The sequence below is a fragment of the Streptomyces sp. NPDC005898 genome (assembly GCF_040629635.1).
Classification (GTDB): Bacteria; Actinomycetota; Actinomycetes; order Streptomycetales; family Streptomycetaceae; genus Streptomyces.
Genome location: NZ_JBEXWC010000041.1, coordinates 25480 through 35635, shown reverse-complemented (window position 1 = coordinate 35635; position 10156 = coordinate 25480). Strand labels below are relative to the sequence as shown.

Annotated in this window: 9 protein-coding genes; 3 read left to right on the top strand and 6 right to left on the bottom strand. The window is 71.2% G+C overall.

From position 1 onward, the window contains the following. Nucleotides 1–36: 36 nt before the first annotated feature. From ABZ385_RS32125 to ABZ385_RS32115, 3 genes are all read right to left on the bottom strand, one after another. Nucleotides 37–828: a hypothetical protein gene (locus ABZ385_RS32125; protein ID WP_358914099.1), complete on the bottom strand. Its 792-nt coding sequence runs from the start codon at nucleotides 826–828 to the stop codon at nucleotides 37–39. Continuing rightward, nucleotides 828–2129, bottom strand: coding sequence for a VWA domain-containing protein (locus ABZ385_RS32120; RefSeq protein WP_358914098.1), 1302 nt, complete (start codon nucleotides 2127–2129; stop codon nucleotides 828–830). The genes ABZ385_RS32125 and ABZ385_RS32120 overlap by 1 nt, the downstream gene beginning before the upstream one ends. Before the next feature lie 641 nt (nucleotides 2130–2770). After that, nucleotides 2771–3982, bottom strand: coding sequence for a pyridoxal phosphate-dependent aminotransferase (locus tag ABZ385_RS32115; RefSeq protein WP_358914097.1), 1212 nt, complete (start codon nucleotides 3980–3982; stop codon nucleotides 2771–2773). 84 nt (nucleotides 3983–4066) lie between these two features. Here ABZ385_RS32115 and ABZ385_RS32110 point away from each other — a divergent pair, with 84 nt between their 5' ends. Next, nucleotides 4067–4699 carry a helix-turn-helix domain-containing protein gene (locus tag ABZ385_RS32110; RefSeq protein ID WP_358914096.1) on the top strand — a complete coding sequence of 211 codons (633 nt, stop codon included), beginning with the start codon at nucleotides 4067–4069 and terminating at the stop codon, nucleotides 4697–4699. Between the two features lie 64 nt (nucleotides 4700–4763). Here the strand turns inward: ABZ385_RS32110 and ABZ385_RS32105 are convergent, their stop codons facing one another. Continuing rightward, complete coding sequence (locus ABZ385_RS32105) at nucleotides 4764–5099, bottom strand: hypothetical protein (RefSeq protein WP_358914095.1); 336 nt, start codon at nucleotides 5097–5099, stop codon at nucleotides 4764–4766. Between the two features lie 414 nt (nucleotides 5100–5513). Between ABZ385_RS32105 and ABZ385_RS32100 the strand changes: the two genes are divergently transcribed. Further along, nucleotides 5514–7007 carry a SpoIIE family protein phosphatase gene (locus ABZ385_RS32100; protein ID WP_358914100.1) on the top strand — a complete coding sequence of 498 codons (1494 nt, stop codon included), beginning with the start codon at nucleotides 5514–5516 and terminating at the stop codon, nucleotides 7005–7007. Between the two features lie 3 nt (nucleotides 7008–7010). Here ABZ385_RS32100 and ABZ385_RS32095 read toward each other — a convergent pair whose 3' ends face one another. Together ABZ385_RS32095 and ABZ385_RS32090 are read right to left on the bottom strand one after the other, a co-directional pair. Next, on the bottom strand, nucleotides 7011–7688 hold the full coding sequence (locus ABZ385_RS32095; RefSeq protein ID WP_358584324.1) for an ATP-dependent Clp protease proteolytic subunit: 678 nt from the start codon (nucleotides 7686–7688) through the stop codon (nucleotides 7011–7013). A gap of 31 nt (nucleotides 7689–7719) precedes the next feature. After that, the gene (locus ABZ385_RS32090) at nucleotides 7720–8370 is read right to left on the bottom strand and encodes an ATP-dependent Clp protease proteolytic subunit (protein ID WP_358698149.1); all 651 of its coding nucleotides are present in this window, start codon (nucleotides 8368–8370) and stop codon (nucleotides 7720–7722) included. Nucleotides 8371–8986: 616 nt separating this feature from the next. On the opposite strand from ABZ385_RS32090, the gene ABZ385_RS32085 reads away from it, so the two are divergent. Next, complete coding sequence (locus ABZ385_RS32085) at nucleotides 8987–10042, top strand: methyltransferase (protein WP_358914094.1); 1056 nt, start codon at nucleotides 8987–8989, stop codon at nucleotides 10040–10042. The last annotated feature ends 114 nt before the right edge of the window (nucleotides 10043–10156 follow it).

Here is a 10156-nt window from a genome sequence, read left to right as displayed (position 1 = left end):
GGGCGACCGGGTCCAGCAGGTGGTTGCGCAGGAACTTCAGGATGAGCGCGAGGTTGACGTGGACCGTGCCCTCCAGCTTGGGCGGCCCGAGCCGCGGGTCAGCGCGTATCCGCCGACCCCGGCGAGGGCCGCGAGGACGCCGCCGGCCGCCGTCCACAGCCAGCGCGAGGACCACCAGCCCGAGGACCAGCCGTCCTCCGGCTCGCTCAGGGCGGCGGGCTCGTCCCGGTCCGAACCGGAGCCCGGCACGAGCGGTTCGCCGAGCGACCCGTCGACGGCCTGCGCGCCCCCCGCGTCGGTCGTGGTGACCTTCGCCTCGGCCCGCACCGGCAGCCCCAGGTCGTCGGCCTTCAGGTCGGTGACCGTGAGCCGCAGGTAGTACGTGCCCGGCAGCGGGTCGTTCGCCCACTGCTCCGACCAGGCCCGGACGGTCCGCAGCGTGCAGGACAGCGAGACCGACCCCGCGTCGGGCCCGGCCGTCCGCTTCGGCGTGCCGAGCCGGCAGGCCTGGCGGCGCCGCAGTCCGTCGTACACGTCGACCTGCCAGGTGGACGCGGCGTGCCGGGCGGCGGCGTCCGGCAGCTTCACCGTGGCGTGCACGGTGGCGCGCTGCCCGGAGTCCACCGGGAACGCCCAGTACAGGTAGTCGCCCGTGGACGCCTCCGCGGTGGCCTCCTGGTCGGGGCGGATCGCGGTGGCGGTACGGAAGGAGGTGCCCGCCTCGGCAGGGGCGGCATCGTCGCTGTCGGCGGCGGCGGCTCCGGGGAAGGCCAGCAGGGCGGCCGCGGCCAGCAGGGCCGCCCGTCCCCACGCTCGGGTCGCATGCATCAGTTGGTCCTCCAGACCGCGAAGCGCCAGCGCGAGAGCCAGCCCCAGACCAGACCGGCGAGGAAGCCCACCAGCACGAGCAGACCGAGCAGCCACCAGCCGTGGCCGAGCCCGAAGGCGGCGACGTCCGAGGCCTCGTCGGGGGAGTCCACCAGGTCGACGGCCAACTCGACGGGCAGGCCCGGCGTCTTCTTCACCGAGGCGGGGGCGGAGAAGGAATTGCTGACGCGCAGACAGACCGTCTCGGTGGCGCCGTACTTGTCCTCCTCGTCCATGTCGTCGGCCTCGGGCCTCGGGTAGCGCAGGCCGGTCGAGATGACGTCGGTGCGGCCGTCGCCGGACTCCTGGCCGCGTACGATCTCGCGCCCGCCCTCGGTCTCGGCGCGCAGCAGCACGCCGTAGTCCTGATGGACGGCACGGTCGGCCGCCACGCTCACGGAGGCCCGCAGCTCCTTGCCCGCGGGGACGTCCACCCGGTACCAGCGGTGCTCGCCGAACTCCTCGCGGTCGGTGTACAGGCCCGACTTCAGCCGGGGCGCGTCCGTGCATTGCGCGGCGCCCTTCGCCGCCACGGGGGTGACCACCGGGTCGGCGGCGCGGTCCACCAACTGCTTGACGCGGCCCGCGAGTTCGTCGGTGTGCCGGATCGAGGTGTAGGTGCCGCCGGTGGCCTCCGCGATGCAGCTCAGCTGGTCGCGGGTCTTGGCGTCCGGCACCAGGCCGAGGGTGTCGATGGTGAGGTGGATGCCCTTGGCGGAGATCTCCCGGGCCACCACGCACGGGTCGAGCGGCTGGCAGGTGTCCTCGCCGTCGGATATCAGCACGATGCGGCGGCTGCGCTCGGCCGTGTCGTCCGTCAGGTCGTCGGCGGCCTTCAGCAGCGTCGGGCCGATCGGGGTCCAGCCGGTCGGCGCGAGCGTCGCCACGGCGGTCTTCGCGTCGGTGCGGCCCGCCTTGTCGAGGCGCTCCACGGGGTAGAGCAGCTCGGTGTCCTTGCAGCCGGCCTTGCGGTCGTCGCCGCGGTAGTTGGCGCCGAGGGTACGGATGCCGAGCGCGACCTCGTCGGGGGTGGCGTCCAGGACCTCGCCGAACGCCTGCTTGGCCGCCGCCATGCGGGACTTGCCGTCGATGTCGCGGGCCCGCATGGAGCCGCTGACGTCGAGCACCAGCTCGACCTTGGGGGAGGGCTGCGCCGGTTCGTCGTCGTCATCGGCGGCGGCGGGGCCTGCCGTGACGATCCCGGCGGTCAGGGCGGCGAGCAGGGCGATGACCCAGGCCGCCGGCCGTTGTCTTGTGATCATCGCCGGATACTATTGATCTTGCCCCACATCCCCCAAAACGCCGACGTCGCGACGCCCGCGAGCAGCGCCGGGGAGACTGCCCCCGGGCCATTCCAGAGCGCCGCCAGCGTGGCGCGAGCAACCACAACGCACCCGCAGGTCCGTGGCCGGCCCTGGCCGGGACGTCAGGGGCGCGGGGAACTGCGCGAGCAACCACAACGCACCCGCAGGTCCGTGGCCGGCCCTGGCCGGGACGTCAGGGGCGCGGGGAACTGCGCGAACAACCACGACGCGCCCGCAGGCCCGGGGCCGGCCCTGGCCGGGACGTCAGGGGCGCGGGGAACGGCGCGAACAACCACGACGCACCCGCAGGTCCGAGGCCGGCCCCGGCCGGGAGGGTAGGGGCGCGGGGAACTGCGCAAACAACCACGACGCACCCGCAGGTCCGAGGCCGGCCCCGACCGGGAGAGCCAGGGGCGCGGGGAACTGCGCAAACAACCACGACGCACCCGCAGGTCCGGGGCCGCCCCCAGCCGGGAGGCCAGGGGCGCGGGGAACGGCGCGAACAACCACGACGTACCCGCAGGTCCGGGGCCGGCCCCGGCCGGGAGGCCAGGGGCGCGGGGAACGGCGCGAGTTCTACGCGATGGGCCCGGCCGGTGTCACTGACGGTAGCCGCTCAGGAAGCGGCCGATGCGGCTGATCGCCGCGTCGAGGTCGTCGGCGTGGGGGAGGGTGAGGATGCGGAAGTGGTCGGGGCGGGGCCAGTTGAAGCCGGTGCCCTGGACCACCTGGATCTTCTCCTGGAGCAGGAGGTCGAGGACGAACTTCTCGTCGTCGTGGATCGCATGCACCTTCGGGTCCAGGCGCGGGAACGCGTACAGCGCGCCCTTCGGCTTGACGCAGGAGACGCCGGGGATCTCGTTCAGCTTCTCCCAGGCACGGTCGCGCTGCTCGTGCAACCGCCCGCCGGGCGCGGTCAGTTCATGGATCGACTGGCGGCCGCCGAGCGCCGCCTGGATGGCGTACTGCGCCGGGGCGTTGGGGCACAGCCGCATGGAGGCGAGCATGGTGAGCCCCTCCAGGTAGTTCTTCGCGTGCTGGCGCGGCCCGGTGACGACCAGCCAGCCGGAGCGGAAGCCCGCCACGCGGTGGGTCTTGGACAGACCGCAGAAGGTCAGGACCACGAGGTCGGGCGCGAGCACGGCGACACTGTGGTGCACGGCGTCGTCGTACAGGATCTGGTCGTAGATCTCGTCGGCGAAGACCATCAGGCCGTGTCGCCGGGCGAGGTCGAGGATGCCCTCCAGGATCTCCTTCGGATAGACCGCGCCCGTCGGGTTGTTGGGGTTGATGATCACGACCGCCTTGGTGCGGTCGGTGATCTTCGCGGCCATGTCGTCCAGGTCGGGGTACCAGTCGGCGGACTCGTCGCACACGTAGTGCACGGCCCTGCCCCCGGAGAGGGTCGTCACGGCCGTCCACAGGGGGAAGTCGGGTGCGGGGACGAGGACTTCGTCGCCGTCCTCCAGGAGCGCCTGGACGGCCATCGTGACCAGTTCGGAGACGCCGTTGCCGAGGAAGACGTCGTCCACGGAGACCTCGTCGAGGCCGAGCGCCTGATAGCGCTGGGCGACGGCGCGGCGGGCGGACAGGACGCCGCGCGAGTCCGTGTAGCCGTGGGCCTTGGGGAGCATCCGGATCATGTCCTGGACGATCTCCTCGGGCGCCTCGAAGCCGAAGAGCGCGGGATTGCCGGTGTTGAGGCGCAGCACGCTGTGGCCCGCCTCCTCCAGGGCGTTGGCGTGCTCGATGACGGGGCCCCGGATCTCGTAACAGACCTCGCTGAGCTTGCTCGACTGCCGGAACTCCATGCGCTGCGCCTCCCGTGACGTGAGTTACTTGGTTTTACCAAGTCCCCCCTTGGAAAGTCCAACAACCTGTCTAGACTGCGTCCCATGTCACCTCGCCGAAGCTACGACCAGTACTGCGCGGCGGCCCGGGCCCTGGACGCCGTGGGCGACCGCTGGACCCTGTTGGTCGTCAGGGAGCTGCTGGTCGGCCCCCGCCGCTACACCGACCTGCACGCCGACCTGCCGGGCGTCAGCACGGACGTCCTCGCCTCGCGCCTGAAGGACATGGAGCAGCAGGGCCTGACCACGCGCCGCAGGCTGCCCCCGCCCGCCGCCGCGTACGTGTACGAACTCACCGGAAAGGGGCGGGAGTTGCTGCCCGTCCTGGAGGCCCTCGCCGCCTGGGGCGCGCACGGCCTCGAAGAGCGCAGGCCCACCGACGCCGTCCGGGCGCACTGGTTCGCGCTGCCGCTGCTGCGCCACCTCGCGCGGACCGGCGCCGAGGGAGTGGTGGAGGTACGGCTCGACGAGGGCCGCTTCCATGTGCGCCTCGGCGGCGGCGACACGGCCTACGGCGACGGACCCGCCCCGGGTGAACCCGACGCCGGCCTCGCCCTGGACGCCGCCACCTGCGTGGCCGTGGGCCGCGGCGAACTCACCGTCGGACAGGGCGCGCGCGAGGGACGGATCGAGATCACCGGCGAGGGAGTCCTCGCCAAGGCCCTGCGCGCCTCCTGAACGGGCGCCACCCGGGGCCGGGGGGCCGCCGTACGCCCGGACCGGAGTCGGAGGCGCCCCGGATTCAGCGGCCCGGCCGGTCGCGCACCCGCCGCGCCCAGCGCCGCAGCCGCCCCTCCAGGTGCGGGCACAGCGGCCCGCCGGACGGGAACGCCACCCCCGTCTCGCCGCCCATGGCCCGGAAGAAGCCCCGGCCCGCCCGGGACTGCATCGTGGTGTTCCACCGGTACCCGGGAAGTGCCGCCAGCAGCGTGTGCAGCGCCTCCCTGCCCCGGCCCTCCCGCTGGTGCGCCTCGGTGATCCAGATGTTCTGGACACGCCCGGTCCGGCACCGGTGGCAGACGCGGAACCGCAGCTGCCCGATGGTGGCGCCGGACGCTTCGGACAGGGTGATGCGCATCGCTGCTCCAGGCCGTGGGGGAGGGCCAAGCGGTGCCGCTCATGCTAGAAGCGCCGCGCCGAGCGCGTGAGGTAATGGCAGAATCACGCTCCGGAGTGGTCGAACGCACGGTCGGGAACGCATGGTCGGGAACGCAGGATCGGGCCACCGGGGCGCCGGGGAATGGGCCGGGGCCGCCGGGGGAAAGGGGTGGTTACCCGCCCGGCGGGTAAAATGGCGGGTGCATCCCCGACCCGTTCACGGCTCAGGTGTCCGGCCCGCCACGCGACGGGCGCAAGGAGAGACCGGATGATGGGTGCAGACGAGCCCGTACGAGGCGCTCCGGGCGCGAGGCACGCGCGAGGCGCCCAGGGTGCGAAGGCCCAGGGCGCGATAGCCGCGCGAGTCGCCCAGGGCGCGATGGCCCAGGGCGCGATGGCCGCGCGAGTCGCCCCGGCGGCCGTGGCGGCGCCGCCCGGCTCCGGTGGCCTGCTCGACGTCCTGAACGTGGCCGCCATCGTCCTGGACGAGGAGGGCCGGATCCGGTTGTGGAGCCCGCAGGCCGAGGAGCTGTTCGGCTACAGCGCCGCGGAGGCCCTCGGGGAGTACGCGGGCCCGCTGCTGGTCCACACGGACCACCTGGACCAGGTGCTCGAACTGTTCGCCGAGGTCATGCGGGGCGGCGGCAGCTGGGCCGGAGTCTTCCCCGTCCGGCACAAGGACGGCGGCACGCGGTGGGTGGAGTTCCGCAACATGCGCCTCCAGGACAAGAGGCAGTCGCTGTACGCCCTGGGCCTGGCCACCGACCAGGGCACACTGCGGCAGGTCGAACAGGACCTCGCGCTGTCCGCCCGGCTCATCTCCCAGTCGCCGATCGGCCTCGCGGTGCTGGACACCGGCCTGCGCTACCTCTCGGTCAACCCGGCGCAGGAGCGGATGAACGGCGTGCCGGCCGCGGAGCACGTCGGCCGGCACGTCCAGGAGGTGCTGCCCGGCCTGGACCGGTCCATCGAGAGCTGCATGCGCGACGTCCTGGCCACCGGCGTCCCGATCCTCGACCAGTACGCCATCGGCCGCACCCCGGCCGACCCGGACAACGACCACGCCTGGTCGATCTCCTTCTACCGCCTGGAGGCCCCCAACGGGAAAGTCCTCGGAGTGGCCACCTCCAGCGTGGACGTCACCGAGCGGCACCGCACCGCCGAATCGCAGCGGCACGCCGCCCTGACCCTCCAGCGCAGCCTGCTGCCCCGGCCCCTGCCGTGGCGGCCCGGACTGGAGGTCGCCACCCGCTACTGCCCCGCCGAGGCGACCATGGAGATCGGCGGCGACTGGTTCGACGTGATCCCGCTCGGCGGCGACAAGACCGCCCTGGTGGTCGGTGACGTCATGGGCAGCGGAGTGGCGGCGGCCGCCACCATGGGCCAGCTGCGCACCGCCACCCGGACGCTGGCCGACCTGGATCTCGACCCGGCCAAGGTCCTCTACCACCTGGACCGGGTCACCGACGGCCTGGAGACGCTGGCCACCTGCGTCTACGCCATCTACGACCCGTATCGCGGCCAGTGCCACATCGCCCTGGCCGGGCATCTGCCGCCGGCACTCCTGCACCCGGACGGCACCCGCGAACTCCTCGACCTGCCCACCGGCGCGCCCCTCGGCGGGTGCGGCGTCAGCTTCCACACCACCTGCCTGGAGACCAAGCCGGGCGACCAGCTCATCCTCTACACGGACGGCCTGGTCGAGACCCGCGACGAGTCGCTCGACACCCGCCTCAAGCTCCTCCTGGACGTCCTCGACGACGCCGACCGCCCGCTCGAGGAGACCTGCGACCTGCTCCTGGACACCCTGCGCCACGCGGGGGACCACGACGACGTGGCCCTGCTCATCGCACGGGCCACGTCCTGCCCGGTGCCGCACCGGGCGTGAGAACTAGGCGGACTGCACCCCGGCGATGGACCGGGGCGCCACGACCTGGTCGATCAGGCCGTACTCCTGCGCCGCCTGGGCAGTGAAGATCTTCTCCCGCTCGACGTCCTCGGCGACCCGCTCCGGCGTCTGGTGCGAGTGCTCCGCCAGCAGCCGCTCCATGAGCGTGCGCAGCCGCTCGATCTCCGCGGCCTGGATCTCCAGGTCCGACACCTGCCCCTGGGTGCCCTGGCTGGTCGGCTGGTGGATGAGCACGCGGGCGCTCGGCAGTGCCATGCGCTTGCCGCGGGTGCCCGCGGCCAGGATCACCGCGGCGGCGTTGTTCGCCTGCCCCAGGCAGACCGTCTGGATGTCGGGCTTGACGAACTGCATGGTGTCGTAGATGGCCGTGAGGGCCGTGAACGAGCCACCGGGCGAGTTGATGTAGAGGGAGATGTCCCGGTCCGGGTCCAGGGCCTCCAGGCACAGCAGTTGCGCCATGATGTCGTTGGCCGACGTGTCGTCGACCTGGCTGCCGAGGAAGATGACCCGCTCCTCGAAGAGCTTGCCGTACGGGTCCATCTCCCGGGTGCCCTGCGAGGTGCGCTCCACGAAGCTCGGCACGACATAACGACTCTGTATGTCCAGATCCCGGGCACGGGACGAGAATTCAAACCGCTTCACTGAGCGCGACACCTCCATGCGAAAAGGGGGGCAATGGTCCCACGGCCCGTCATTCGGCGGTCTTGCCGGGGAAGGAGCCGCCGCCCGGCGTCCCCGTCGCATTGGTCATGATCTCGTCGATGAGGCCGTACTCCTTGGCCTCGGTCGGGGTGAACCAGCGGTCCCGGTCGGAGTCCTGGGTGATGCGCTCCTGCGTCTGCCCCGAGTGCTGGGAGATCAGCTCGGCCATCTCCCGCTTCGTCTGGCGCAGTTGCTCCGCGTAGATCCTGATGTCGGTCGCGGAACCGGCCAGTCCGGCCGACGGCTGGTGCATGAGGATCCTGGTGTGCGGCAGCGCGAACCGCTTCCCCGGGGCGCCGGCGGTGAGCAGGAACTGCCCCATGGACGCGCAGAAGCCCATCGCGATGGTGACGACGTCGTTCTGGATGTACTGCATGGTGTCGTAGATCGCGAGGCCGGCCATGATCGAGCCGCCGGGGGAGTTGATGTACAGGTAAATGTCTCCCGGATCGGCGGCCAGCGTCAGCATTTGCGCCGTGATCTGGTTCGCGATTTCGTCATCGACTTCCTTGCCCAGGAAAATGATGCGATCGTTCAGGAGACGGTTGTAGATCTGGTCACCGAATGCGGCGCCGCCGTTCGGGCTCAAGGCGTACGGAGCGTTCGACGATGCCGGGTGGTTGAACGTCTGGTTATTCATGTCTTCCCCTGATTCTTGGCCGAGCCCCAGGCATCCCGGGGGGAGCTACGTCGGGTGAGCGAGCGCGAATTCGCCTCCCCAGCCTCGCTTGAAGCTAACACGTTCCCCTGCCACGCACCGGGGTCCGGGGGGCCTTTCTGCTGACAGCAGAGGCACGCTTCAAACCCCGCCCGGGGGTACCGAGTTGGCGCCCGGCGGCGCCTGTCGGCGCGTAGCACACGGTCTCGGACGATCAGCGATGAATTTCGGCCAGATCCGGCGGTGTGCCGCTCCGATCCGAGCGCCCGCGGATCGGAGCGGTCCCGTCACCTGTCCCTTTTGAGCGTGTGGGGAAAATGGTCCGTCTATCAACCGGTTCCTGCGCAGGTGGGTTTTCGGTCTCGTAGTCGATCAGGTTTCGGCCGCCTTTGCGTATCCGACGGCCGAAAGTGGCGGGAGCGAGAAGCGGAACACCGCATATTTCACGCCACCCGCGAAGGGGTCGGTGATCAATAAGGCCTTGTGTGACCCCTGCATTTGATGTTGCCTCTGCCGGGGCAGCCGGACGACGCCTGACTTCACCAGTACGCGGCCGAAGGTATGCACCTGAGGCCCGCGTCATCAGAAGGGGATCACCATGACCGAGCCTTCGACGACCGCCATGGACGAGCTGTGGAAGCTGGTGTACACCAGCTTCCGGTTCCCGTTCATGCACGCCGCACTCCGCCTGAAGCTGTTCACCCTGCTCAAGCAGCGGCCGGGCACCACCCTCGACGAGATCACCACCGAGCTGGGCCTGGAAGAACGCGCCGGACACACCCTGCTGTTGGGCTGCTGCGCCTTCGACCTCATACGCAAGGAGGGCGACGGCTACCACAACACGGCGGCCACCGACCTCCTGGCGGGCGACCCGGACGGCTTCATGCCCGTCATCGTCCGCTACACCCACGAGATGCTGTACCGGCCGATGGGCTGGCTCTACGAATCGCTGGTGGACAACGACAACCTGGGGCTGCACCGCGAGCTGCTCGCCGGCTCGTCGGCGACCACGCTCTACGAACTCCTCGGCCAGGACAAGAACCTGGAGCAGGTGTTCACCGCCATGATGGAGCACCAGAGCCGCTCGGTGGTCGAGGACCTGGTCAACGCCGTGGACTTCTCCGCCTACCGGCGCGTCCTGGACGTCGGCGGCGGCACCGGCACCAACGCCATCAGCTTCGCCCAGCGCTGGCCGCACCTGGAGGCCACCATCCTGGAGCTGCCCAACGTGGCGGAGATGGCCAACGAGCGGATCGCCGAGGCCAACCTGTCCGAGCGCGTCCGCGCGGTCGGGACCGACATCATGCAGGACGAGTTCCCCACGTCGTCCCACGACTGCGTCGTGTACTCCCGGTTCCTGGAGATCTGGTCCCCCGAGCAGGTCCAGAACCTCTTCGCCAAGACCTACCGCGCGCTGGAGCCGGGCGGCCACATGGTGATCGTCGCCTGCGCCGAGGACGACGACGAGACCGGCCCCGCCCACGCCGCGTTCATGTCGGCGTACGTCCACACCATCGCCTCGCCCGAGGGCCGCACCTACACGCCCCGCGAATTCGAGCAGTGGTTCACCGAGGCCGGATTCGAGCCGGTGGACCGCCAGTACCCCGGCCGGTTCGACATCATCATGCGCGCCCGCAAGCCCAAGGCCGACTGAGCCCCGCCTCGCGATCCGCCGTCCGCGCACGACCCGGGCGCCCCCCCCCGCGCGTCCCACGCCCGCGGCGCGTCCGGCGCCGGGCACGCGTCTCATGCACCGAAGCCACCAGCC

Coding starts and splice junctions, on each gene's coding strand:
- ABZ385_RS32105 (WP_358914095.1), bottom strand. CDS start 5,099: ATGCGCATCACCCTGTCCGAAGCGTCCGGCGCCACCATCGGGCAGCTG.
- ABZ385_RS32115 (WP_358914097.1), bottom strand. CDS start 3,982: ATGGAGTTCCGGCAGTCGAGCAAGCTCAGCGAGGTCTGTTACGAGATC.
- ABZ385_RS32125 (WP_358914099.1), bottom strand. CDS start 828: ATGCATGCGACCCGAGCGTGGGGACGGGCGGCCCTGCTGGCCGCGGCC.
- ABZ385_RS32085 (WP_358914094.1), top strand. CDS start 8,987: ATGACCGAGCCTTCGACGACCGCCATGGACGAGCTGTGGAAGCTGGTG.
- ABZ385_RS32090 (WP_358698149.1), bottom strand. CDS start 8,370: ATGAATAACCAGACGTTCAACCACCCGGCATCGTCGAACGCTCCGTAC.
- ABZ385_RS32095 (WP_358584324.1), bottom strand. CDS start 7,688: ATGGAGGTGTCGCGCTCAGTGAAGCGGTTTGAATTCTCGTCCCGTGCC.
- ABZ385_RS32100 (WP_358914100.1), top strand. CDS start 5,514: ATGGCCGCGCGAGTCGCCCCGGCGGCCGTGGCGGCGCCGCCCGGCTCC.
- ABZ385_RS32120 (WP_358914098.1), bottom strand. CDS start 2,129: ATGATCACAAGACAACGGCCGGCGGCCTGGGTCATCGCCCTGCTCGCC.
- ABZ385_RS32110 (WP_358914096.1), top strand. CDS start 4,067: ATGTCACCTCGCCGAAGCTACGACCAGTACTGCGCGGCGGCCCGGGCC.